At 51.8% G+C, this 24,606-nt stretch carries 26 protein-coding genes; 13 read left to right on the top strand and 13 right to left on the bottom strand.

Features of this window, described 5'->3' with window-relative positions; all coding sequences use genetic code 11:
* Window positions 1-25: 25 nt before the first annotated feature.
* The 8 genes from GCD22_RS16190 to GCD22_RS18065 form a co-directional block, all read right to left on the bottom strand.
* Entirely contained in the window at window positions 26-244 is a 219-nt protein-coding gene (locus GCD22_RS16190; RefSeq protein ID WP_211371674.1) for a hypothetical protein, read from the bottom strand.
* Window positions 245-333: 89 nt separating this feature from the next.
* Window positions 334-1,548: an ISL3 family transposase gene (locus GCD22_RS16185; protein WP_065973572.1), complete on the bottom strand. Its 1,215-nt coding sequence runs from the start codon at window positions 1,546-1,548 to the stop codon at window positions 334-336.
* Between the two features lie 3 nt (window positions 1,549-1,551).
* Window positions 1,552-2,166 (bottom strand): hypothetical protein, encoded by a 615-nt coding sequence (locus tag GCD22_RS16180; RefSeq protein WP_244947540.1) that lies wholly within the window; start codon window positions 2,164-2,166, stop codon window positions 1,552-1,554.
* Window positions 2,167-2,180: 14 nt separating this feature from the next.
* The gene (locus GCD22_RS16175) at window positions 2,181-3,779 is read right to left on the bottom strand and encodes a pilus assembly protein TadG-related protein (protein ID WP_226852656.1); all 1,599 of its coding nucleotides are present in this window, start codon (window positions 3,777-3,779) and stop codon (window positions 2,181-2,183) included.
* A 96-nt stretch (window positions 3,780-3,875) separates the two neighbouring features.
* Window positions 3,876-4,154 (bottom strand): Flp family type IVb pilin, encoded by a 279-nt coding sequence (locus GCD22_RS16170; protein WP_010637584.1) that lies wholly within the window; start codon window positions 4,152-4,154, stop codon window positions 3,876-3,878.
* Between the two features lie 629 nt (window positions 4,155-4,783).
* A complete protein-coding gene (locus tag GCD22_RS16165; protein ID WP_031575845.1) occupies window positions 4,784-5,749 on the bottom strand; it encodes an OmpA family protein in 966 nt (321 codons plus the stop codon).
* Window positions 5,733-6,113: a helix-turn-helix transcriptional regulator gene (locus GCD22_RS18255; RefSeq protein ID WP_176212073.1), complete on the bottom strand. Its 381-nt coding sequence runs from the start codon at window positions 6,111-6,113 to the stop codon at window positions 5,733-5,735. The genes GCD22_RS16165 and GCD22_RS18255 overlap by 17 nt, the downstream gene beginning before the upstream one ends.
* Before the next feature lie 220 nt (window positions 6,114-6,333).
* The gene (locus tag GCD22_RS18065; protein ID WP_176212072.1) at window positions 6,334-6,510 is read right to left on the bottom strand and encodes a hypothetical protein; all 177 of its coding nucleotides are present in this window, start codon (window positions 6,508-6,510) and stop codon (window positions 6,334-6,336) included.
* Between the two features lie 255 nt (window positions 6,511-6,765).
* On the opposite strand from GCD22_RS18065, the gene GCD22_RS16155 reads away from it, so the two are divergent.
* The 11 genes from GCD22_RS16155 (at window position 6,766) to GCD22_RS16105 (ending at window position 15,853) form a co-directional block, all read left to right on the top strand.
* Window positions 6,766-7,617, top strand: coding sequence for a type II secretion system F family protein (locus GCD22_RS16155; protein WP_237747475.1), 852 nt, complete (start codon window positions 6,766-6,768; stop codon window positions 7,615-7,617).
* Window positions 7,614-8,495, top strand: a complete 882-nt coding sequence (locus GCD22_RS16150) for a type II secretion system F family protein (RefSeq protein ID WP_031573076.1) — start codon at window positions 7,614-7,616, stop codon at window positions 8,493-8,495. Before GCD22_RS16155 ends, GCD22_RS16150 begins: the two co-directional genes overlap by 4 nt.
* The gene (locus GCD22_RS16145) at window positions 8,495-8,851 is read left to right on the top strand and encodes a DUF192 domain-containing protein (RefSeq protein WP_035210725.1); all 357 of its coding nucleotides are present in this window, start codon (window positions 8,495-8,497) and stop codon (window positions 8,849-8,851) included. Before GCD22_RS16150 ends, GCD22_RS16145 begins: the two co-directional genes overlap by 1 nt.
* Window positions 8,852-8,892: 41 nt before the next feature.
* Window positions 8,893-10,269 (top strand): signal recognition particle protein, encoded by a 1,377-nt coding sequence (ffh, locus tag GCD22_RS16140; RefSeq protein WP_024895344.1) that lies wholly within the window; start codon window positions 8,893-8,895, stop codon window positions 10,267-10,269.
* A 69-nt stretch (window positions 10,270-10,338) separates the two neighbouring features.
* Window positions 10,339-10,599: a 30S ribosomal protein S16 gene (gene rpsP, locus GCD22_RS16135; protein WP_010637598.1), complete on the top strand. Its 261-nt coding sequence runs from the start codon at window positions 10,339-10,341 to the stop codon at window positions 10,597-10,599.
* Complete coding sequence (gene rimM, locus GCD22_RS16130; protein ID WP_031573083.1) at window positions 10,583-11,098, top strand: ribosome maturation factor RimM; 516 nt, start codon at window positions 10,583-10,585, stop codon at window positions 11,096-11,098. The genes rpsP and rimM overlap by 17 nt, the downstream gene beginning before the upstream one ends.
* Window positions 11,098-11,841 carry a tRNA (guanosine(37)-N1)-methyltransferase TrmD gene (trmD, locus tag GCD22_RS16125; protein ID WP_035210727.1) on the top strand — a complete coding sequence of 248 codons (744 nt, stop codon included), beginning with the start codon at window positions 11,098-11,100 and terminating at the stop codon, window positions 11,839-11,841. Before rimM ends, trmD begins: the two co-directional genes overlap by 1 nt.
* 22 nt (window positions 11,842-11,863) lie before the next feature.
* Window positions 11,864-12,208, top strand: a complete 345-nt coding sequence (rplS, locus tag GCD22_RS16120) for a 50S ribosomal protein L19 (RefSeq protein ID WP_010637603.1) — start codon at window positions 11,864-11,866, stop codon at window positions 12,206-12,208.
* A 54-nt stretch (window positions 12,209-12,262) separates the two neighbouring features.
* Window positions 12,263-13,468 carry a hypothetical protein gene (locus GCD22_RS16115; RefSeq protein WP_031573090.1) on the top strand — a complete coding sequence of 402 codons (1,206 nt, stop codon included), beginning with the start codon at window positions 12,263-12,265 and terminating at the stop codon, window positions 13,466-13,468.
* A 12-nt stretch (window positions 13,469-13,480) separates the two neighbouring features.
* Window positions 13,481-14,392: a site-specific tyrosine recombinase XerD gene (gene xerD, locus GCD22_RS16110; RefSeq protein WP_031573093.1), complete on the top strand. Its 912-nt coding sequence runs from the start codon at window positions 13,481-13,483 to the stop codon at window positions 14,390-14,392.
* Between the two features lie 87 nt (window positions 14,393-14,479).
* Window positions 14,480-15,853 carry a hypothetical protein gene (locus tag GCD22_RS16105; protein WP_031573096.1) on the top strand — a complete coding sequence of 458 codons (1,374 nt, stop codon included), beginning with the start codon at window positions 14,480-14,482 and terminating at the stop codon, window positions 15,851-15,853.
* 12 nt (window positions 15,854-15,865) lie between these two features.
* On the opposite strand, the gene GCD22_RS16100 is transcribed toward GCD22_RS16105, so the two are convergent.
* The 4 genes from GCD22_RS16100 to uvrA all read right to left on the bottom strand — a co-directional run bounded on the left by GCD22_RS16100 (window position 15,866) and on the right by uvrA (window position 21,838).
* Window positions 15,866-17,386: a Do family serine endopeptidase gene (locus GCD22_RS16100; protein WP_153940864.1), complete on the bottom strand. Its 1,521-nt coding sequence runs from the start codon at window positions 17,384-17,386 to the stop codon at window positions 15,866-15,868.
* Between the two features lie 99 nt (window positions 17,387-17,485).
* On the bottom strand, window positions 17,486-18,355 hold the full coding sequence (gene trxA / locus GCD22_RS16095) for a thioredoxin (protein WP_031571773.1): 870 nt from the start codon (window positions 18,353-18,355) through the stop codon (window positions 17,486-17,488).
* A gap of 85 nt (window positions 18,356-18,440) precedes the next feature.
* On the bottom strand, window positions 18,441-18,995 hold the full coding sequence (locus GCD22_RS16090) for a hypothetical protein (RefSeq protein WP_010637614.1): 555 nt from the start codon (window positions 18,993-18,995) through the stop codon (window positions 18,441-18,443).
* 41 nt (window positions 18,996-19,036) lie between these two features.
* On the bottom strand, window positions 19,037-21,838 hold the full coding sequence (gene uvrA / locus GCD22_RS16085) for an excinuclease ABC subunit UvrA (RefSeq protein ID WP_031571771.1): 2,802 nt from the start codon (window positions 21,836-21,838) through the stop codon (window positions 19,037-19,039).
* A 102-nt stretch (window positions 21,839-21,940) separates the two neighbouring features.
* On the opposite strand from uvrA, the gene GCD22_RS16080 reads away from it, so the two are divergent.
* Window positions 21,941-22,420 (top strand): single-stranded DNA-binding protein, encoded by a 480-nt coding sequence (locus tag GCD22_RS16080; protein WP_010637618.1) that lies wholly within the window; start codon window positions 21,941-21,943, stop codon window positions 22,418-22,420.
* Window positions 22,421-22,716: 296 nt separating this feature from the next.
* Here GCD22_RS16080 and GCD22_RS16075 read toward each other — a convergent pair whose 3' ends face one another.
* Window positions 22,717-23,802 carry an IS630 family transposase gene (locus GCD22_RS16075; RefSeq protein WP_065972780.1) on the bottom strand — a complete coding sequence of 362 codons (1,086 nt, stop codon included), beginning with the start codon at window positions 23,800-23,802 and terminating at the stop codon, window positions 22,717-22,719.
* Between the two features lie 205 nt (window positions 23,803-24,007).
* On the opposite strand from GCD22_RS16075, the gene GCD22_RS16070 reads away from it, so the two are divergent.
* The gene (locus GCD22_RS16070) at window positions 24,008-24,601 is read left to right on the top strand and encodes a Fic family protein (protein ID WP_153940863.1); all 594 of its coding nucleotides are present in this window, start codon (window positions 24,008-24,010) and stop codon (window positions 24,599-24,601) included.
* Window positions 24,602-24,606 lie beyond the last annotated feature (5 nt).

The raw sequence follows: 24,606 nt of genomic DNA, 5'->3' as shown, positions 1-24,606 counted from the left end.
CAGAGAAGAAGAAGTTGATTTTTTCTCATGACCTTCCATCTCCAGGATAAGGTTGCAGGCGATCTCCATACTGAACTTCTGGATCTACATGCCCGTAGCCCAGCTGGTTGAGTTCAGGAAACAGTACGCCTCCCATAGTCTTTACAGTGTTGATCAGACCATTGTCGAGATAGGCGCTGGGCAGGAGAGTTTTAACGATTCTGATTTCTTCTTCAGGACCATTAGCTGTCCATGCGTCCGTCAAAACCGCTGCTTGTGCGTTAAATCGCATACCATCTGAGAAGGTGCTGCCTGGCAGGTAGACGTAAGAGGGTAAACCGGTTCCTCGTCATTTCAAGTGGGTAGCCTGAGATCCAGCTTACCCAAGATCAGGTAGGCCATATTGATAAAGTTCTTGTGGGTACGGTAACCCCGAGCTTTCGCCTTGGCGGATTGAATGAGGCTGTTAAAACCTTCCAGAATTCCATTGGTGATCTGGCTCTCAAACCAGTGGAGCACACCATCCCAATGATTCATGATGGTGTAGGCAACCTTGACGATAGGCGGCAGATCGCTGGTCTTGGCGTTTTCCAACCAGGCTTTCAAGAGGGTAGCACCCTGATGGCGATTCTTGATCGTGAAGATGTCCTGAAAGGTCAGGCGGAATTGGTAGGCCTGCGCCGTCTTGAGGTTCTGGTCTTTGAGTAATGCCTGCAGCTTTTCTTTCTGCTTCACCTTGAGTTTCCGTTCATTCTTGAGCCAGAGCCAGCGGGTCTTTTTGAGGTCTGGCTGGGTAAATGCTTCGCTCCTGCGTACCGCGTCCACGGCCTCGTTGACGAGCTTCATGAGGTGGAAACGATCAAAGGTCACCTGGGCGTTGGGAAGATGCTCTTTAGCCCCTTTCTGGAAGGCGGGAGACAAGTCCATGCTGACGTCCGTGACAGCTTCTGCGCTGCCCCCATGGGCTTCAAGGTCTGTGGCAAATCGCGCAAAAGTGGAGACGTCCTTACCGGGGGTGGCAAACAGCAGTCGCCTAGCTTCCAGATCTACGAAGAGCGTGATGTAGTCATGGCCGCGCCGACTGCTGGTTTCATCGACGCCGACGGCATGGACATGGGCCATATCCACTCTGGTACGGGCTTCGGGCACATAGTGGTCAATCACCCGCCACAGGAGCGTGTCGGTCTCGCCGATCAGGCGGGCTACTGTCAATACCGGCATCTCCCGCACCAGGGTCATGATCAGCGCTTCAAAGAGCAGGGTGAAACGCGAGCCTTCCCGCGCCCAGGGAACAGGGATCTGATGCACCCCATGTTCCGGGCACATCACACGGGGTACGCGGGCGTGGAGATAGGCTTCATGCTGAAAGAAATCCATGTGCCGCCAAGTATGTTCACGGGTGTCATGTACCGGACACTCCTCACCACAGACGGGGCAAGCAAAGCGACTGCCCTTGGGAAAGTTGATGTGCAGATCCAGGCGCTTCTCCTCCACTTGGAAGGTCACATCGTCCACCAACCACGGCGGTACCAACCCTAACGCGAGAGAAAACAGCTCTTCTGGGACCATCAGCTAACTCCTATTCGGGACACAACTGCTCCGCTGCATTGTAAACCCTACCCACTCGATCTGACGAAGAGCCGGTAAACCTCTTACTGGCACACTGATGTTTGCCACTGTGGGCCCAGTCATCTGCAATGGGATTTTGGAGATTTTCATGAGCGTTCCCAAAAATTTCATAGACACTCCATCGGCGATATTTTCTTCATGTGTCGAAATGCTTATGTCTGCCAAATTACGGAGTAGTGGCTGGCCATCATGTCGGGTTAGTATTGGGTTTACGGTATTACTATTGCCGGAGTTGATAGATGCGAGCCCTATGCCGTGAGGACCAAAAAAACGTATTGCGGCCTCGTTTCGTAGCTCGCTGTCATTTTTGATGGCGGACCATTCCCGCCCTGGAGGAGGAGACTTTCTCCACACTATTCTCTCCCAAGCTACATAACGCGCCGCCTCGATACTTCGCAATTGTGTAAAACTCCATTTGCCAGTGTAAATGGCAAGGAAAAATAGAGGAATTATTGCAAAAGCCGCAAGCACGACGAATTCGGTGAGTGACTGCCCATGTTCTGCACTATGCGAGCTATCCCCAAATAATTTTTTTTTAACAGGAATTTTTTTCAGCATGAGAAGCATCATGTTTATTGCAAGCCAAGCAAAGTCGCATACAGCGATCTTTCGCGTGCATTCAAATCCACTAGTCGGGCTTCCCAGAACGGGCTAAAAAGATTGGCGCGCTCGTCATAGGCATCAGCGCGTTGCCATAATGATGCAGGCCGTCGGAAAAATGCTTGAGCTTTGGCCATGGAGCGTATGTGCTTGCCTGGATTGTCCTGTGCCAGTGAAATGTTTGTTTTATCCTGAGCGGACTGCTTGATGCCCAAAGCGTTGCTGGCATCCCGTACGTTTTGGCGATCATGCTCCACAACTACAACATAAGAAGGCATTACATCAGCTGGATCTCCATTCGCGTCCTTAAGTTGTGGGCTATTCCGATTAAAATCCCAGTAGCGACTGATTCCACCAGCAGAAAAACGTGTTGCATCGCCGCCGACCGAGCGCATGGATGCCCCCGTGCTATCTTGCTCTCCGGGATTTTTGAAAGCAGCAATATTGGACCCTTGAGCATTTTGCGAACGGGAATCCTGATAGGCTGGTAAGTTGACTGTACGTACTGTAGATGGAAAAACTGTTTGGGGAGTAGAACTTTTTTCCAGATATTGACCAGGATAGGAGAAATTACTACCATTACCGGTTTGTGATGCTCCATAACCTAATGGGATTTCAATCCATTTTTTGCCACCCAAAATTATTCCTTTTCTGGCCCAAACATGTAATGACAATGTGTCCATACCGGACCAGACAAACTTTCCTTCTGAAGTTTTGGCTATCTCCGAGCCTCCAGCGCGACGAAATTCCCAGCCGGTAACATACAGATTTCCCGATTTAACAGGGAGAAGAGGTGTAGGCAGATTATTCCGGGTGGATGTAAAACCATCTCGTGAGGCATTGATCATAGAGGCCATGCGGTTTTGAGCCTGCTCTTTGTCACCGCCCCAACGCTGAAGGAGATTCCCACGATTTTTGAAATAACTACTTAGGTTGGTGGCCATAATAATTGTGTTTAATTGACCGTTGGCATCATTCAGTTTAACCACCTGTTCAGCAACTGCTGTCATTGCTCCACCGGGATGATTGTTGCCTCCTCCTGGATCGAAAACACCGTTAGCAAGATGATAGGCTTCTTGCGAACCACTCAAAGCCGAATCGGCTAAATCCAATGCGGGTAGTAAGACGTTGCTTGCAGTTTCGATGCTTTGATTCAGCACGTTGGTGCTTTGTGCAATGGCATTGGTAATGGTGGCTATGATTGAGCCTACACCTGGAATGATCTGGGCAAAATTTCCAACATTCCGGATATTAACACCCAGACTATTTATGTATCTTCCCCAGGAAACAAGACTGATTGTCTGACCAATAGCTACTTGATTTGCCACCATAGCACGATTGGTGTAAGCAATAAAATTTAGTTCGCGCGCTTCCATTTGCATGGCTGAAAATGCTGCCGCGTCAGCCGCATTCTGGGTTTTAAGTTTGACAGCTGTTTGCTGTCCGGTATTAAAAACAAACAACACTGCTAACAGTATGACTGGAATTAAAGCAACAGAAAATAACGCTGCCTGTCCGGATTCTGCGATTTTTTTCGCAGTAAATATCATATTTATAGACGTTGAACGCATGATAAATTCCATATTTATATGAAGTTGATGATCCGGATAGGTGCGTGTGAAATTATTTGTCAATTGGAATGAATAAAAATTATAAATTAAGAAAAGTTATTTTCCTAAGTCAGATTTGTAATCGCTCATATTTTTCTGAATGGCGGCATTGCCTGTTGCTTGCCCCGCAGTGCCTTGCGCTGCAGTGATTTCGGTTCCTCCACTTTTACCCGATAGTTCCTGGGAAATACCCGCCATTTGATGGCGTAACGTCTGCCCAAAATAGGAAAATACTGCAATTCCAGTTATGGCTATGAGGGCAACGATGATAAGATATTCTGTCATTCCTTGACCGCACTCTTTTTGCTGGTTTGACGTGGATAAATAATGTTTCATGAATCCTCCATAATGGCCGGTTAATTGATTGGTGTTGTATTATTTAAGCACACTATAAAAACATGGACAATATGGTCAATAGTCACGCATTTTATTTTTTAATTATTTGTAAATATTGAATAAATATTTTTTTGTAATTATGGTTTATGATTTAATTTTTTTAACAATTATTACTTTTTATAGTATAAATATTATTTTATAGTTTTTTTCTGATGTTTTGTATTAAATTTATGACAAATAACGTTATTGTATAGTTTAAATATGGTAACTTTTGTTGTTGAGTTATAGTGTGACGTGTGGCAGATTGATACTCGTTTTTGTTACAATGGTGTATCAGTTTATTTATGGACGCAGCTGCAACTGCGGCTAACCATGTGCTCGCAGATTTTTATCACATAGTAGTGGGCGAGGATATGTGTGGAAGAAATTTCAGGGTGCTGGATCGCTCGGTTTAAGTGAAGCTAAATTTTGCAGCAAATACTTCTGAGCTGCTGGAGTAATAGCATGAGTGCAACTTAAGAGTCGGTTTGCAAACTTACATCCTCTGGATGTGGTTGATGGCTGAGAACGAAATAAGGATTCCCGGCTTGTGAAAGGATCCTGCTCGGTACGATAGAATCAAGTTACGATTATGCCATTTTAATAATTTCTACGCGTCTGTTGATGGCTCTATTTGCCTCAGTATCGTTGCTAACTAAGGGTCTGCTTGATCCATAGCCTGTTGTTTCAAGGCGCCGGGGATCAATGCCTTCGGCAATTAAGGCGTTTTTAACAGCTACCGCCCGAGTGACAGATAACTTTTGATTGTAGCTTTCTGCACCTGCCTGATCTGTGTGTCCCTCAATTCGTACATGTAACTGTGGATGCTTCTTTAGCAGATCACTCAATGCCTTCAAGGAGGGTTGGGCATCTGTCCTGAGGGTTGAGCGATTGAAGTCAAAAGGTAAATGCAAAGAAAATTGCCCTTTATTATTCAGTTCATAGAGCATGTTCTCGCTAGTCAGAGGGTCAGACGAACTGGACACCATCCCGTTTTGCATAGGCTGCGTCTGTATTGCATATGCTGAAGCATCCTGGGAGTGACCGAACAGGGTGTTGTCGTTGATGAAAACTAAAGTACGTACTCCATCAGCAGCTCGATGTTCTGCTGTTAACATGCGCCCGTCATCAAAAAGAAAATTTTCCACGCCTCCTGTATAGCCTGTCGGCGCGTTTCGCCAGAGAGATGTATTAATGGATGCATCTCCATTGGTTCTGCAATTATGATTGGCGCACTGCCATAAAATGTGGAACCCTGCATGCTGCAAAGCTTGTTGATAGTTGCGAATCACTTCTAATGGCGAGCGATCTCTGGGAACCTGATATTTGATATAGGTGATTTGGCCCTCCAGTGTTTCAGAACGGGTTAGAGCATTTTTACCTAATGGTCCCAGTGGAATTGTTATTTCATCGTAATGAGCACTGCGATAATTATCCACTACGCTTCCGGGGTATCGCCCCAGAAAGGGGAGATCTTGACCATTTTCTGCAAGGATAGATGTTGATCCTGCTAAAGATAATGTCAGAAAGAAGAAAATATTAAATCTGTGACGCATGCTGTTCACTCCAGTCAGAAGTGGCCCCGAAAGGCAACGTGGCGATTTGTTTTTTACTGCCAATGGTCCTTAGGAGGCGCGCGAGGAGCATGCGCCTGTTTGGCACCCCATGGCGTCGGCATAGTGCGGCTATCCGGGAACGTATGGTGCTTTCACTCTGTCCAAGTTGCAGTGCAATTTGGCTTTGACCAATACCATTAACCAGTAATTGTGCAATACGTAAATCTGTTGGGTTTAGTTCAGGATGAAAAGGGTATTCTATTTCTAATCTGCTGTGCAGGAAGGTTAGCCCTGCCTGAATTTTTTGCATTTCTACAGCAGTTAGTATTCTTTGTGTGTCGAGATGAAACAGTATGATCTGCATGGGAGTGTCATTGCAGACGAAGCTTGACGCGATTTCCAGTGAGGTCATGACTGTGTGCGGAGTTGGGGTGTTCCCCGTGGCTTCCCTTTGCGCCCGAACGATCAGTTCCCGTGGTGGGGTGGGCCAGCGCCCCGCAGGGTAGCGCCACCAGCAATGTGTTTGCCAGCTCTTGCTTTGTCGATGAATACGGTAGGTTTTTATCTGTCGCAGCCAGCCTAGATCACGCCAATGTTGGGCCATCTGTGTCGGGGATAGCTGTAAATTGTTGTTCAAAAGCGTTGCATCTGTGCCCTGAAGTTTTGTCTGGGCCAATAGTTTTAACCACATCGTTCGCTCCCTCCATTACGGAAGTTGATACATCTATAATATTTTCAAAAATAATACTGTTATTTTTCATAATGTCAATATCATATATCAAATGGATAAAGACCTCTTTCATGGTTTTATAATTTTTGTTTATCAGTTTATATATAGATAAAAAACATGTAGTTATAATATATTTATTATGATTATTGAACATCTTTTTAGAATTTTTAGCTTATGATTAAATGATTCTGTAAAGCAGCTGTGTGTTATGGCTGAAAATGTAATGCTGATTACAATGTTTATTGTTTTACGATTTGTCTGAGCTTCTTTTTTGAGTGGGAGAGACGTGTTGCGACATGAAGCATTTGCTTTTCTAGTCTTTATGGCCGTTCTGGGCCTGACTCTGCTGCTATCATTTGCTGCCCGTCAGCTTCTGTATAGAGGACAAAACCGCTTCGCTCGGGACAGTCAAATGGGGTTGAAAAGTCTTTTCATTTTTGCGGACCCCGTGTTGCTCTGGAAATTGAATCTTATGTTGCTGGCTGTTCTGCCTGTTCTGACGTGGTGGGCATCGGGGTCAGTTGTGGTCGCTGCCGGGGCTGCCTTTTTGATCCTGCTTCTGCCGCGCCTGATTATGCGTTGGCTGCAGAAGCGACGCTTGGACCGACTGCATGCGCAGTTGCCAGATGCGCTGATGATGTTGGCCAGTGGACTGCGTTCTGGTGCTAATTTGCAACAGGCTATGGAGGGGCTATCTCGTGATCTCAGTCCGCCCATCAGTCAGGAGTTGGGTTTGGTGGTGCGAGAACAGCGTCTTGGAGCTGCTTTTGAAGATGCGATTGATCATCTGGCGGAACGTATACCTAGTCCAGATGTACAACTGGTCGCTTCCGCATTGCGAATTAGTCGGGAAGTCGGAGGCAGCCTTGCAGATACAGTGGCACGACTGGGAGAAACTATTCGCAAGCGACTGATGATGGAACAGAAAATAAAAGCATTGACTGCGCAGGGCCGTCTTCAGGGGATCGTCATGACGGCGCTTCCTGCATTGATTATTTTGGCCCTCTTGCAAATCGAGCCGCAAGCTATGGGTGCATTATTTAGTACGACCCAGGGATGGGCAGTATTGGCCGTTGCCATTCTTTGTGAGTTTTTGGGTTATTTTTGGATACGGAAAATTGTGAGTATTGAAGTATGACAAAGCTAACAATATGGTTAATTGCCGTACTGATAGGGTTGTCTATTGCTGTTGCAATTTATGGCTTGGGTTATCTGGCACGCCAGATGGAGCCCTCGCCCAGGGACTACATGGATCCTTTACCCAAAGGGTTGAGGCTGCTTTGGCCCATAGTTCAATTTGTTCGTTCAACATTGGTTATTTTCATTCCCGATCGTTTGCTGTTACCGGTACATCAACGGTTACAAAGAGCGGGTATGCACTACTTGCTGAGTTCCAGAGAGTTTGTTGCACTGAAAGTTCTGAGTACGACGGTACCCTTGATTTTTTGTGTGTTGTTATATCGGGTTTCAGGGTTGTTCAATGTTTGGCTGTTATTTTTGACTATGTTGTTTGCGAGCTTTTATCCTGACATCTGGTTGGTTGAACAGGCCAAGCGGCGTGGGCGTCTTATTCTAAAAGAGTTACCGGTTTACCTGGATTTCATCACCCTTATGATTGAGGGAGGGCTTAATTTAACCAGTGCGATGCAGGTGGCTGTTGATAAGGGGCCTGCAGGCCCGCTGCACAACGAGTTCGCGATCATGATTCGGGAGTTGCGATCCGGTACGGCAAAAATGGATGTGTTTCGACGCTTTGGAGAGCGCGTATCGTTGACGGAAGTACGCAGTCTGGTCAGTGCGTTGGTTCAATCAGAGGAGCGTGGCGGAGATCTGGGACCAGTATTGCGTGCTCAAGCAGAACAGCGACGGGAAGAGCGTTTTTTGCGGGCAGAAAAATTGGCTCTTGAAGCACCAGTCAAGCTTTTGGCGCCGCTGGTGGTTTTTATTTTTCCGATTACCTTCCTGATGCTGGCTTTTGTGATTTACATGAAATTTTTACAGGAGGGCGGATATTGATGTCAGTAGGCTGTATCTCTCGGGGAGAAGACATTTTATGGACAGAAGTGTCTTGCGCCAGTCATTTTGGAGATCGTCTGCGTGGGCTGTTAGGGAAAAGTCATCTCAATGCTGACGCAGGACTGCTATTGATGCACGTAGGCAGTATTCACAGCATAGGCATGGTTTTCCCCATGGACGTGATTTTTCTGGACCAGAACAGGCGGGTTACTGCTTGTCATAGCGATTTGCCCCCCTGGCGTTGGCGATTTTGCCGTGCTGCAGTAATGACCCTGGAAGTAGCCGCTGGCGGCATTAGGTTTTATGGCGTTGAACCCGGCCAGCGGCTGGAATGGCGTCCGCCATTGCACGACTGAGCCATACAGTCCAAAATCCACCCCTGATATGAGGGGGACCCATGTTTGACAATCTGACCCAAAAACTCACCCAGACTTTTAAAAACCTGCGTGGCCAGGGGCGTTTGAGCGAAGACAATATTCGTGACGCCCTGCGTGAAGTGCGTTTGGCCTTGCTGGAAGCCGATGTGGCGCTGCCGGTGGTGAAAGACTTCATCAACAAGGTGCGCGAATCGGCGCTGGGGGAGGAAGTGGTGAAAAGCCTGTCGCCGGGGCAGGTGTTTATCAAGATTGTCAATGATGAGCTGGTCAAGCTCATGGGCGAGCACAATGACCGGCTGGATTTGAGTGCCCGACCTCCAGCAGTGATTCTTTTGGCCGGGTTGCAGGGTTCCGGTAAAACCACGACCAGTGCCAAGCTCGCTTTGTGGCTCAAGGAAAAAGAAAAAAAGCGGGTCATGATGGTGAGTACCGACGTCTATCGGCCTGCTGCCATGGAGCAGTTGGCGCATCTGGGCAAGGATATTGAAGTTGAAGTATTTCCGTCCCGTCCAGAACAGCAGCCGGTGCAGATTGCCAAAGATGCTTTAGAGGCAGCGCAGCGCGGGGTATTTGACGTGTTGATTGTCGATACCGCCGGACGCCTGCATGTGGATGACGCCATGATGGCGGAAGCTCAGGCTTTGACCGCTGCCGTCCAGCCGGTGGAGTTGCTGTTTGTGGTGGACGCCATGACAGGTCAGGATGCGGTCAACACGGCCAAGGCTTTTAATGATGCCTTGCCGCTGACCGGTGTCATTTTGACCAAGGCTGACGGTGACGCGCGTGGTGGGGCCGCCTTGTCGGTGCGGGCCATTACCGGCAAGCCCATCAAGTTTATGGGTATTGGCGAAAAAATCCGCAAGGGTCTGGAACCTTTTTATCCGGATCGACTGGCTTCGCGTATTTTGGGCATGGGCGATATTGTCAGCTTGGTTGAGCAGGTTCAACAGGATGTCGATGTTGAGCAAGCGCAGAAAATGACCGAGAAGCTGCGCAGCGGGAAAGGTTTTGATCTGGAGGATTTTCGTCAGCAACTCCGGCAGCTGGAAAAAATGGGTGGCATGTCGAGCATTATGGATAAATTGCCGGGTATGGGTGAGCTCCCCGCCGAGGCACAGGCGGCCATGCAGGACGGTAAACCCATGCGTCGTCTGGAGGCCATTATCAATTCCATGACGCCCGGCGAACGTCGGCATCCGGAAATCATCAAGGCTTCGCGCCGTCGCCGCATCGCTGCAGGCGCTGGAACCACCGTAACGGAGGTCAACAAGCTGCTCAAGCAGTTTGAGATGATGCAGAAAATGTTCAAAAAAATGGGAAAAGGGGGACGTGGACTCAGCCGTTTATTGGGGATGAATCCCAAATCGATGTTAAAGGGCGGTTTACCCTTCCGTTAGAGCTTGTTTTTAGTTACGATACGCGCCTTTCTCCCGTCCAGTGGGAGAGGACATGGTTAAGGAGAACACATGGTAGTTATTCGTATGGCCCGGGGCGGCGCCAAAAAGCGGCCTTTTTATCACATCGTGGTGACGGATAGTCGTAACCGGCGCGATGGCCGTTTCATTGAGCGCCTGGGTTTTTACAATCCCATTGGCGCTACGGCCGAATTGCGCATCGACAAAGAGCGCGCCGCTTACTGGCTCAGCCAGGGTGCGCAGCCTTCCGATACAGTAGCCGGCTTTTTCAAGAAAGAAGGCGTGAGTAAGACGGGTGTCGCTGCCGCCTGAGTCTGAAGAATGGGTGGTGCTGGGAAAAATTTCCGGCATCTACGGTGTGCGTGGAATGGTAAAAGTGTTCTCTTTTACGGATCTGCGTGATGCCATTCTCGACTACTCACCCTGGTTTTTGGGTTCTGAACTACGGCCTTATGTGTTGGAAGAGGGACGTATGCAGGGTGAGGGTGTGGTTGCCAAGCTGGCGGAAGTCAGTGACCGGGAACAGGCCCGTGCCCTCATTGGTCTGGAGATCAGAATTGCGCGGAAGTTTTTACCGGATCTGGAGCCCGGTGAATATTACTGGCGTGACTTGATTGGCATGCGGGTGCTGAATCAGGAAGGCCTGCTTTTGGGAAAAGTGACGGCTTTTCTCGAAACCGGTGCGAATGACGTTATGGTACTGGACGATGAAAAAGGCGGGGAATTGCTGATTCCCTGGTCAGATACAAGTGCAGCTGGGGTGGACCAGAGTGCCGGACTGATTACCGTGGACTGGCAAGCGGACTGGTGATGCGTTTTGATGTCATCACTATTTTTCCAGAGCTGATTCACGGTTATCTGCGCGAGGGGGTACTGGGGCGGGCCCAGGCGCGTGGGCTGATCCAGATACATGCCTGGAACCCTCGCGATTTTAGCGATAATGCGTATCGCCGCGTGGATGACCGACCTTTTGGTGGTGGTCCGGGAATGTTGATGATGGCGCCCCCGTTGTTGGCAGCCATTGCTGCGGCACGCGAAGCAAACCCTGGGGCGCCGGTGATTTACCTGTCCCCCCAGGGGCAGCGTCTGCAGCAGGGAGCCGTGCAGGGCTTTGCCGGTGCAGACGGATTGATTTTGCTGGCAGGCCGCTATGAAGGCATTGACGAGCGGGTGCTGGCGGCGGTGGATGCAGAATGGTCCATTGGCGATTATGTACTGGCAGGTGGGGAGTTGCCTGCCTTGGTATTGATTGAAGCGGTGGCCCGGCAGTTACCGGGTTTGTTGGGACATGCGGACTCGGCAGCCGAAGATAGTTTTGCGGATAACGGCTTGCTGGACTGTCCACATTTTACGCGCCCGGAAGTGGTGGGGGACGTAAGGGTTCCGGAAGTTTTGCTTTCGGGAGATCATGCCCGGATTCGTAGTTGGCGCCTGCAACAGTCATTGGGGCGTACGGCTGAGCGGCGTCCGGATTTGTTGGCGCAGCGCGTTTTGAGTGCGCGTGAGCAGAAGTTATTGGATGATTATCGCCGTCAGGACGGCGAAGTGCAGTAATACTAGGCGAAGGAGCAGGGCTGTGAACATCATTGATGAAATCAACAAAGAACAGGTTCAGTCGGAACTTCCGGCTTTTGGCGCAGGCGATACGGTTGCCGTGCATGTCAAGGTGAAGGAAGGCGACCGCGAACGTATCCAGATTTTTGAAGGAATCTGCATTGCCCGTCGCAATCGTGGCCTGCATTCTGCCTTCACGGTGCGGAAAATCTCTAATGGTGAGGGTGTGGAACGTGTTTTCCCCTCTTATTCACCGCTGGTCACCAAGGTGGAAGTCAAGCGTCGCGGTGATGTGCGTCGTGCCAAGCTTTACTACCTGCGTAACCTGTCTGGTAAGGCTGCCCGCATCAAAGAAAAACTGGGCTGATGATTTCTGCTGCGCTTCCTGGCGAAGGCCGGGTTCGCTTTGGATAATCTGATCATGACGCCGGCGTCCAGGGAAATCCTGGAACGCTGGCGTTCTGCGTCTGTTGATGGGCGGGCCGCCCTGTGGGCCGACCCGGCTCAGCAGTTGTTGCTTCATTCGGCCTGGCAGGAGGATATCCTGCCGTACTGGTGGAGTGCAGCGGACAATACGGAGGGCTTGCAGGTGGTGGTGGATAGTCAGTCCATCTGGGCCGCTGCTGGGCAGCTTCCTGTCGAGATATTGGCCGCTGCGGTAGGTATCCAGGAAGAGAAACGCGCGTTATTGACTGCCGCTCCTTTGCCGGATTTGCTCAAGCTGGAAGCCAGTGCACCCATGCCGCTGGATATGGAAGTCGATCTTCTGTCCAAAGCGGTGGAAGAAGCTGATCTGGAGCATCTGGTGCCTTTGCTGCAGAGCATGGCCGATGACGAAAATGCCCGGCGTGTGGTGCTAAATCGGCTGGCCCAGCGGCTGGCGGATGACAGCCATGCGCAAGGCCTTCGTAGTATTCTGTTTGGGGAATGGCATGACGCGGCAGCCGGGCTGCCTGCCCGGTCTTTTGCTTTGGGGGCTTTGGCTTTGCTGCATAGCCATTGGCAGCAGGCTCCCGGTGTTGCGGTGGTCGTGCCGGAAGGGCGGGCGAGCCGCGATCCTGAAGTGGATAAGCCCTTGCTGCATGCCCTGCGCGAGCGTGATCTGCCCGCCTTCATGGGGCGGATCCGGGCTTTGGGCGACCAGCCTCTGGATGCCATTCGGCAGTTGTTTCTGACGGTAACCCTGATGATTATTGAGGGGGATCATCGTCATGATCCCCAGGCGCTGATGCGTTTATACGTCTGGCTGGGAACTCTGCTGACCTTGCCCCATCGCAGTTTGCGCCAGGCTCGTAAGGTGTTGTTCAGTGCTGCCGCCTGCACTTTTGGCTTTGCCGGTTGGCAGCGCCGTGAGGATTGGCCGGATTTCAGTACTCTCGCTGCTTATCGGGATAGGGCGTTGTCCGAACCTGTCCCTGCGCATTTTACCTGGCAGGGAGCACTTTATGCCGCCGCTTCCGGAACGTCTGCTGATTGGTGGCTACAATTGGCCGAACGGGCGGTAGCCCAAGGGAATCCCACGGGTTTCTGGCCGATCTGGCGAACCGCGCAGCGCGCCGGACAGGTCACAGGAGGACCATTGGCATGGATTCACCCTTTGGTCGTATTGCGTTTTTATTTCGATTAAGTAAACCGCCTCATGACGATGGCATCACCCCCGTCTGAGGATCGTCAGCGTATTGATGTCTTTCTGGATGCGCTCTGGCTCGAAAAAAATCTGGGCGAAAACACCCTGGCTGCCTATCGGCAGGATCTGCTCCAGCTTTGCTCAGCACTGGCAGAGCAGGACGCGGATTTATTGAGTGCAGATGCCGGGATGCTGGCGCGTATTCTTGGACAAAAGCTGCAATCCGGCGCAGCAATGCGTTCGGTAGCCAGGATGCTGTCCAGCATCCGCCGTTTTTATGGTTATGCGCTGCGTGAGAGTTGGGTAACCCACAACCCCAGCCAGAATTTGCAAAGTCCTCGTCTTGCCCGCTATTTGCCCCATGTGTTGAGTGAAACACAAATTGAAGCCCTCCTGGCCGCGCCCGATCAGACCCGGCCGCTGGGGTTGCGCGACGCGGCGATGCTGGAGTTGATATATGCCTGCGGCTTGCGGGTTTCCGAGCTGGTCAATCTGGAAATGCGGCAACTGGATCTAAGTGCGGATCTGGTGATGGTTTTTGGCAAAGGCCGCAAGGAACGGCTGGTGCCCATGGGGGAAATGGCGGCTGAGCGAATAGCGGCTTATTTGCAAAATGCCCGCCCCCGGATTCTGGGTGAGCGTATTTCTGCAGCCGTATTTGTGACAGCTCGCGGGGCGGCGATGACGCGGCAGCGTTTCTGGCAGAATATAGAAGCTTATGCAAAGGTCGCCGGTATTGAACAGTCGGTTTCACCCCATAGTTTGCGCCATGCTTTTGCCACCCATCTGCTCAATCATGGTGCTGATTTGCGCAGCGTTCAGTTGATGCTGGGGCATGCGAATCTGGGTACTACCGAAATTTACACCCATGTCGCCCAGGCACGTCTCAAAGCCTTGCACGAAAAGCATCATCCCCGCGCATAGGATTATTTTTCGCTAATTTGGACTTGCAGCCTGGCGCGTTTCGACTATCTGTAAAGTCAGGCTTACGACCATCGAGCGTGGCAGAATATGATGCAGCTTCCTTCCATCCGTCCCCAGCGTGACCCCAACACCGGCATAGTCACCATTGATAATGAGCCGGTGATTTTTCACTGTAATCATTACAATCGCTTTTTGCAGTTGGTGGTCGAAGATTGTCACTACATTCAGCGTGATCCTATTCTCAAGCAATCGGCGGCTGAGGTCAGCTTCCGGCAACTGCAGCAACATTTTAAATCCTGTCCGGACTGGTCAGTGGAAGATCGGCTGGCGTATGCAGAAGCTGTTTACCGATTTTGTGGATTCGGTGATTTGCCTCTGGCCTCTTTTCACTTGCCTGAAAATCCCGAAAATGCTTTTCAGATTATCGAAAAAAATTCCCATTACGGTTTTGCCCTGCGTCTGAATTATGGGAAAAGACGCTGGGCAGGAGAACATTTTGACCTGGGATTTGCTATTGGTGCCTTATCTGCAGTTTATGAGGCACCATTTGCCGGTCATTTGGGAAATCGTCTTGGTGATCAGTCTCTCAGCCGTGGGGACGAACAAACAGAACTATGGATGAGTCAAATCCATATTGCCAATCCGGACGGAAATATTGTGGGTACGCAGGCCATTGCGGAGGTACGATTACCTTCAGAAGCGGCGGATATCCCTGAACGCACGGTTGGTCTGCATGTGGATGAAGCGGATATTATCGCGGCAGTCAGCGGTATGCCGCTTCAGGGCGATGAACATGGACTGATACGGGAATTTGGCGTTTGTCTGACACGTCATTATGCGGACTATTACAATTTGGTGTCTTTTCGCTTTGAAACGGCGCTGGTTAATGCCCTGGCGACGCATCCTCTTCTCGATGAAATGCTCTGGTATGAATATCCCGCCCTGTTTTATTACAAGGAAAAATTTGCGGGATTACAGGGTATGGATCTCGCTGATACCCTGCTTATTGAAGCCGGTCATATCTGTGGTTTCAATACGATGGGTGGCATTATGCGCTCGGATCCCTGGTATCAACTGGTGGTCCCGCAATTACGCTGTCGTGAGGATTGGCTGGCGGGTATTGTCGCCTGTATTAATGCTCTCGGCTGGGGTGTCTGGCGAATTCATGAACTGGTGCCCAACGAACGTCTGGTGCTGAGGGCCTGGTATCCCTATGAATCTCTGGGTTATCTGCGGAGTTTTGGCAGGGCAGATCATCCCGTGGATTATTTGCTGACGGGTATCGGCGCTTCCTTGATGAACCTGCTGTACAGTGCCGATATTACCGCCAAACCCGATCTGAGCCTGGAATTTTATTATCAGGTGAATCGTTCAAAGGCTGGTTTCTGGGGACGACAAAGCGCCTGCGTGGCAATGGGGGATCCCTATTCAGAAGTGATTGTCGAGCGCAACGTCCTGTAGCGCTCGAACAGATTATTTTTTCGACAGGGTAATGACCACATAGATGCTCGCTTTACCCTGACGGACCAACATGGGAATGGGTTGGTCTTTTGGTAACCCGGCGACAATGTGCGCCAGCTCGCTGACATTTTGGACATCCTGCTGATTGATCTGCTGAATGATCATTCCGGGCATCAGGCCTGCTTCGGCGGCAGGGCCTTCACTGACACCTACCACCACCACACCATGGTGGACATCCAGTTGTTTTTCAATATCTGGAGTCAGATTTTGAACATGAATATCCATCCGGCTGATTTTCACAGTCTTTGCAGGCGCTGCCGGTTGGGTACTGCTGGACTGCTCGTCCATGTTTTTCGGCAGGGCGGTGACCAGGACATTTTTGGTTTCCGCGACACCATGATGGAGGATACCTACGCTGGCATGGGTGCCGGGAACCGTGTTGCCGACCATGGGCGGCAGTTGCCCGACGTTGTAAACCGGTTTGCTGTCATAAGTCACAATGACATCACCGGGCTGAATGCCGGCCTTGGCAGCGGGGCTGCCCGGCATCACCGAAGCCACGAGGGCGCCTACCGGTTCCTGAAGATGCAGGGCCTGGGCCATTTGCGGGGTGACATCCTGCACTTCGACACCCAGATACCCGAACTGAATGGGTTTATGATCCTTGAAGTCCTGCACCACACGCATGACGGTATTGATGGGGATGGAGAATGACAATCCCATATATCCGCCGCTGTTGGTGTATATCTGATCATTGATGCCGATTACCTGGCCCTTCATGTTAAAGAGCGGACCACCGGAGTTGCCGGGATTAATGGGCACGTCGCTCTGGATGAAAGGGATGTATTCGTCATCAGGCAACGGCCGGTTCATGGCGCTGACCACCCCCTGGGTGACGGTATTGTAAAAACCGAAGGGCGCACCTACAGCCAGCAACCACTGTCCGACTTTCAGATGATCAGAATTGCCGATAGGGACAGTGGGAAGATCCTTGGCATCAATTTTCAGCAGGGCGGTGTCGTAGCGTACTGAAAGTCCGATCAGTTTGGCGGGATAGGCATGATGATTGGTCAGCGTGACGACAATATGATTGGCACCCCGTACTACGTGACCGGCGGTGACAATGTAACCATCCGGGCTGATGATAAATCCAGACCCCAGAGATTGGATTTTTTCGTGCTGCTGATGGCTGGGACCGGCTTGTCCGGGTGCGCCGAAGTGCTGAAAAAACTGGTAAAAAGGAGAATTTGGCGGAAACGGGTTGTGCTGTTGGTGGATGACTTTGTTGGTGGTGCTGCTGATGTTCACCACTGCCGGACCATAGCGATCAATAATGGGGGTAAAGTCCGGGAGGGCAACCAGCGCCTGTTGGGGTGCGGTGTTGGTGTGGATGGATAAGGCGGGCGACGTAGGGGTGGCATCGGCCTGTGCCCATTCGGTGGCGCCCAGGGTAAAACCAAAGCACGCAGCGACAACAGCAGTAATCAGTAGTTTCGGGCGTTTCAACAGGGTTTTCGGGCGACTATTCGCCATAGGACTCTCCTTTGGAGTTTTGGTTCTGCAGCATTGACGCATTTGCGTTTAGACTCGGTAATAAAGCATCTAGTTCCTGCCTGATGTCTACCATAGCACTTAATACAAAGCGCGGGATAATTTGGTGCGGTATTGCTCAACCAGTGGCCCCTGATTGCTGTGCAGGGCAAAAATCTTCAGAATGGTTTTGCGGGCGAGTCCATCGTCGTAACTTTTGTGTCTTTCCACCATTTCAATCAGTTGATCCAAAGCGGCGGCTTCCTGGCCCTGCAAAAGCAGAACCAGCGCCCGCTGATACATGGCCAGAGCGCGTGCATCGCCTTTTTCATGGGCAATAGTTGTCTCCAGCGTGGTAATGGGGGGAGCTTTGCGCGCTGTATCCGTAAATTCCAGTAATGCTTTCAGGCCCTCGACCTCGATTTCCATCTGAAACAGAGGGGACATGGCATCAATTTGTGCCTGGGCATCCGCATGGCGTCCCTGTTGTATGGCAAGATGGGCCAGTGCCAAACGTGCCTGATCGTTTTGGGGATTCGTCTGCAGTGACTCTTCCAGAAGTGACTGGGCTTCATCGGTTTTGCCCTGGGCCATGGCGGCCATGGCCTCGGCGCGCAGATCATCGCCGGGCTTGGGTAAATGTTTTTCAAGAAACTGGCGGATGGCAGACTCCGGGAGAGCGCCGGTAAACTCGTCTACTACTTTACCGTTTTTGAAAGCCTTGACGGCGGGAATTCCGCGCACCTGATATTCCCGGGAAAGTTCCGGGTTTTCATCAGAATTGATTTTGGCCAGAACAAAAGCACCCTGCATTTCCTCCGCCAGCTTTTCGAGGACAGGACCCAGGGCGCGACATGGTCCACACCAGGGTGCCCAGAAATCCACGAGGACCAGGGCCTTTTGGGAAAGCTCAATAACGGCTTCCTGAAAATTACCTAAGTTGACTTCGAGGATGTGTTCACCAGTGGCCATGCAATACTCCTGAAAATAAAAAGACGTTGACTCGGGAAATAGGGGCGATAAAGCAACATTTCAAGCTTTTCGGGTGGAATGGACCTTATTGCAATTCGGCTTTGGCGAGTTCGTCCAGTACCCCCTGAAGCAGGCTGCGACCCAATGGTCCCATGCCTTTTTCCAGCTTGCGGCGATCATCCAAACCTCGGGACAAGGGGCCGAGAGCGGCCCCCATACGGGCCATGTCGCCCCCGGCTTTTTGCATTTGACTGGCCATTTGCCCCAACCAGGCGACGGCCTGGGGGTCGCCCCGGCGGGCGGCAAGGATGACACTGGCCAGCCCCGGGGCCGCCAGTCCCGGGTCGGCCTGCCCCGTACTTTTGGGAAGAGTTTCGGGATTTTGCAGACCCATCAAAATGGATTCGACGATGACACTGTCTTCTTCATCCAGTCCCTGCAGTAAACCCAGTTCACGCTTGCCAGCCATAATCTGTTGAATGACGGTTACCAGCTCTCCCCAACCATTCGCAGCGGCGACGCGCAGGTGGTCGTCGACAGCGCCGCGCAACCGGGGGTTCTGGCAGGCTGCAACTACCTGCAGGATCAGGGCGGCGTGGGCACTGCGGATTTGTTCACGGCGTTCGGGGAGAACGGACATATTCACGGCTCCAGGTCATGTTTACAGGACTATTGTGCAATTTATCGGGATAAATGTCGCGCCAGATAGTGACCGGTGTGTGAAACCGGATTGCGGGCGACTTCGTCAGGGCTGCCCGTGGCGATGATTTGCCCGCCTCCGGAGCCACCCTCGGGACCCAGGTCGATAATCCAGTCGGCGGTTTTGATGACATCCAGATTATGTTCAATGACCACAATGGTATTGCCCGCATCGGCGAGCTTCTGCAGGACCACCAGGAGCAGGGCGATATCATGAAAATGCAGGCCGGTGGTAGGTTCATCAAGAATGTATAGGGTGCGTCCGGTATCCCGTCGGGATAATTCCCGGGAGAGCTTTACCCGCTGGGCTTCGCCACCGGAAAGTGTGGTGGCGGACTGGCCGAGGCGCAGATAACCCAGCCCTACATCGAGCAGTGTTTGCAATTTACGGGCAATGGCTGGTACCGGATCAAAAAACTGGCGGGCATCTTCCACCGTCATTTCGAGAATTTCGTGAATATTTTTGCCCTTGTAATGCACATCCAGGGTTTCCCGCTTGTAGCGTTTTCCGGCACAAACGTCGCAGGATACGTAAATGTCCGGCAGAAAATGCATTTCAACGCGAATGACGCCGTCGCCCTCACAGGCTTCACAACGGCCGCCCTTGACGTTAAAACTGAAGCGCCCCGGATTGTAACCTCTGGCCCGGGCCTCGCTGGTGGCGGCAAAAAGCTCGCGAATCGGGGTGAACAGTCCGGTATAGGTGGCCGGATTACTCCGGGGGGTCCGGCCGATGGGACTTTGATCAATGGCTATGACCTTGTCCAGGGCTTCCAGGCCACGCAGTTGCTGATGCGCAGCCGGACTCTGCGTGCTGCCCATCAGAACCCGCGCGCAGGCGGGATACAAGGTGTCATTGATCAGCGTGGATTTGCCCGAGCCGCTGACGCCGGTGATGCAGGTAAACAGGCCGATGGGAATTTTTGCATCGACTGATTTCAGGTTGTTGCCTGTCGCACCGATGACTTCCAGCCAGCGTTGCTGGTCGTGACGGCGGCGTTCGGGAATGGCAATGCACAAATCACCAGTCAGGTAACGACCAGTGAGGGAGTCCGGATTGGCGCGAATCTCTTCGGGAGTACCCTGAGCGATGACTTCACCTCCGTGGGTACCGGCACCGGGGCCCATATCCACTACATGATCTGCAGCGCGGATGGCATCTTCGTCGTGCTCTACAACAATGACGGTATTCCCCAGGTCACGCAGATGTTTGAGGGTGCCGATCAAACGATCATTGTCACGCTGGTGCAAGCCGATGGAGGGTTCATCCAGAACATACATGACCCCCACCAGACCGGCACCAATCTGGGAGGCCAGGCGAATGCGCTGGGCTTCGCCACCGGAAAGGGTTTCTGCGGAACGATCCAGACTCAGATAGGCCAGACCCACATCTACCAGAAATTTCAGGCGGCTACTGATTTCCTTCAGGATTCTCTCGGCGATGATGGCTTCCTGGCCCTCCAGTTGCAAATGCGCAAAGTGTTGCAGGGATTCGCGAATGGGCAGCGCTGACACTTCCTGAAGGGCCAGAGGCCCCACCTTGACCATACGGGCTTCTTCACGCAGACGGCTGCCGTGACAGGACGGACAGCGCAGGCGGCCCATGTAACGCATGATTTCTTCCCGCGCCAGATTGGACTGGGATTCGCGCAGGCGCCGTTCCAGTCCGGGAATGACTCCCTCAAAATGAATCTGATGCGTCCGTGAACCTTGCTGCACGGTAATACGTTCGTCGGAACCGTGCAGAATTTGCTCACGCACCTCAAAAGGCAGGTCTTCCCAGGAAGACTCCAGGGAAAAGTGAAAATGAGCGGCCAGCGCCTTCAACAAGGGGGTGTAATGTTCCTTGTGGCGCTTGGTCCAGGCGGCGATGGCCCCGGCGCTGAGGCTGGCACCCGGATCAGGAATAATCAGGTCCGGATCAAAAAAGGTAATTTCTCCCAGGCCGTCACAACGTGGGCAGGCCCCTGCCGGATTGTTGAAAGAAAACAGCCGGGGTTCGAGGGCCGGAAAGGAACGTCCACAACTGGGACAGGCATGGTGGGCGGAGAACAGGCGTTCTTCCTGATGTTGAGGCCCCATCAACACGGCGATGGCCTGGTCATCGGCGAGGCTCAGGGCGGTTTCCAGGGATTCCGCCAGACGCGGCCCACTGTCCTCGCGCAACACCAGGCGGTCAATGACGGCCTCAACGCGATGTTTGCGTTTTTTGTCCAGGGTCGAAATTTCATCCAGTTCGAGCATTTCCCCATCTACCCGGGCACGAATCAGGCCTCTGGCCCGCAGCGCGCTGATCACCTCTTCATGACTGCCTTTGCGATCACGCACCATGGGGGCGAGAATCATCAGTTTTTCGCCTTCAGGCAGGGCCAGTAATTGATCTACCATCTGGCTGATGGTCTGGCTCTGAATGGGTGCTCCGCAACACCAGGGCGTGCCAGTGCGGGCATACAGCAGACGCAGATAGTCATGGATTTCCGTGATGGTGCCGACGGTAGAGCGGGGATTATGGGAAGTGGATTTCTGTTCAATGGAAATGGCGGGCGATAGCCCTTCAATGGCATCCACATCAGGCTTGCCCATCAGCGACAGAAACTGCCGGGCATAGGCCGAAAGACTCTCCACATAGCGGCGCTGACCTTCGGCATAGAGCGTGTCAAAAGCCAGTGAGGATTTGCCCGAACCGGATAAGCCGGTGATGACAATGAGGCGGTCCCTGGGCAGGGTCAATGAGATGTTTTTGAGATTATGGGTACGTGCGCCCCGGATCTGGATATGTTCCATGTAGCCGTAGCCTTTTTGGGTTCAGGAATGAGTTTTTCTCTGGATGGGTTAGTATAGAGCTTTCGGGGACGGCCGTCCCCTTGTACTCAAGGAGATCTGACAATGGCGGGAGTGAACAAGGTCATATTATTAGGACATCTGGGCCGGGACCCGGAGATGCGCTATCAGCCCAGTGGTGCTGCTATCGCCAATTTCAGTATTGCCACCTCTGAAAATTTCAAGGATCGCGAAGGGAATAAACAGGAACGCACCGAATGGCATCGTATCGTGCTATTTGGACGTACAGCCGAAATTGCTGGCGAATACCTGCGCAAGGGCAGTATGGCTTATGTGGAAGGCCGATTGCAGACCCGCAAGTGGACCGACAAGGAAGGTCAGGAGCGCTACACCACTGAAATTATCGGTGACCGGCTGCAATTGGTGGGTCCACGCGGGGGCGGTGGTGGTGCAGCCAGTTTTGACGAAGAAGATCATGGCGGCGGTCATTTGACGGGTGCTTCTTCAGCCCCGGCCAGCAGTGGGCGCAAACAGGATACCCCACCCCCGCCGATGGAAGATTTTGATGACGATATTCCTTTTTAGGATTCACCAAACATAAATTGTAAACATAATCCCGGAACGTCTTGTACTTTCTGGGATTTTTAATGTGCGCGAAGCGGGCTACACAATGCCAACCCGGTAGACAGATCTTATTCCGACTAAGCTTGACGTGTATATAAGAATGGGTTTTCCTATGCATATTTCTCGCGATGTGTATAGGTCGAGTTGTTTTTCTTTGCATGTTTCGCCATTCCATCTATTCGGGAGCAACCATGATACTTGAGCCGCTGCATCAGCTCGATCCGGTACGGTTCGAAACTGCTCCTATTCTGAAGAAGCTAGTGTAGTGTTGCATTCTGTTTGCTGCTTAAATGGCTGTTGGCGCGAATGACTTTTTGCAGGATGTCGCGGGCGGTTTTGGTCCAGATGAAAGGTTTGGGATGGGTGTTGTGGTGGTCGATGTACCCCTCAATGGCCTGGATGAGTTCAGGCACACTGGTGAACACCCCACGACGTAACCGCTGGGTCGTGATATCCCGAAAGAAACGCTCGACCATGTTGAGCCAGGATGCCGAAGTGGGCGTGAAGTGCATGTGAATACGCGGGTGCTTGTCGAGCCACGCCTGTACTACCGGGTGTTTATGGGTCGCATAGTTGTCGGCAATCAGATGCAGAGCCTTGTCCCTGGGCGTCTGCCGATCAATTTTCTTCAGGAACTTCAGCCATTCCACATGGGTATGGCGCTGTTGACACTGTCCGATGACCTGACCATCCAGCACGTTGAGGGCGGCAAACAAGGTCGTAGTGCCATTACGTTTGTAGTCGTGGGTCATCGTTTCTGCGCGGCCCTTTTTGAGGGGGAGTCCCGGTTGGGTCCGGTCCAGGGCCTGTACCTGACTTTTTTCATCCACGCAGAGCACCAAGGCATGCTCCGGGGGAGACATATACAACCCCACAATATCTTCCAGCTTTTCCACAAAATGCGGGTCACGTGACACCTTGAAACCACGCAGCAGATGAGGCTTGAGGCCATGCTTGCGCCAATGCCGTGACACACTGGCGGCACTGACACCCAGTTCTGCCGCCATCCTACGCGTACTCCAATGCGTCATCGCTTCCGGCTTACTCTGCGTGGTCAATTCTACCAGACGGGCCACATCCACTTTCACCGGAGGGGCGCCGCGCGGTAAATCGCGTTCAATGCCCGACAAGCGGTGTTCCAGATAACGCTTGCGCCAACGTGCGACTTGCAGGCGATCCACCCCCAGGCGCTCCGCAATTTCTTTGTTCTGCAAGCCCTCTGCCGCCAGCAATATCATCCGTGCCCGTAATGACAAGCGGACACTGCTTAATCGGGAGGCGACTATACGGGACAACTCGGACCGCTCTTCGCTGGTTAAAGTGACTGTGGGCGCAACTCGCAAGGCTCGACTCCATTCATACCCTCAACATGGAGCTATTTTATCATCATTAACCTTAAGGTTCACCAAGAATGCAACACTACACTAGCAGCCTGTCGGACTTTCGGTTTTGAAGAAACGTAACGCATTGATTACTGAGCGTTTAAATAAATTTCCAGAAAATGGCAGATGCAATAAAATCAGTGGGTTACGCGAATAATCCGACAGGCTGCTAGAGCGATTTATCAATGACGATGCTCTGTTCAACGTTGACCCGTTGATCAAGATGGCTCTGATTCATCATCAGTTCGAGAGTATCCACCCGTTTTACGATGGCAACGGTCGAACCGGGCGCGTCATCAACGTGCTTTATCTGGTCAAGGCTGAGTTGCTGGACATCCCGTTGCTTTATCTCAGCAACTACATCGTTCGGAACAAAGGGGAGTACTATCGCCTGCTTCAGACCGTTCGGGATGATGAAGCCTGGGAAGAATGGGTTATGTACATGCTGGATGCTGTGGAACAGACCGCAGAACAGGCCATCAAAATGATTAAAGCGATCAGCCTCGCCCTGATGGACTATAAGCAGCGAATCCGGAATCAGTTTCGCTTCTACAGCCAAGACTTGATCAATAGTCTGTTCCAGCATCCTTACACCAAGATTGCCTTTTTGGAGCGCGATCTTCAGGTTTCACGTCTGACTGCAACAAAATACCTCGACGATCTGGCCGAAGCGGGTTTTGTCGAAAAGGTCAAGGCAGGACGAAGCAACTACTACATCAATCTGGCATTGATCCGCGTCATTAAGGAAGACGAACGCTGACCGAA

The organism is Acidithiobacillus thiooxidans ATCC 19377 (genome assembly GCF_009662475.1).
GTDB lineage: Bacteria > Pseudomonadota > Gammaproteobacteria > Acidithiobacillales > Acidithiobacillaceae > Acidithiobacillus > Acidithiobacillus thiooxidans.
This window is presented reverse-complemented; position numbering and strand designations above follow the sequence as displayed.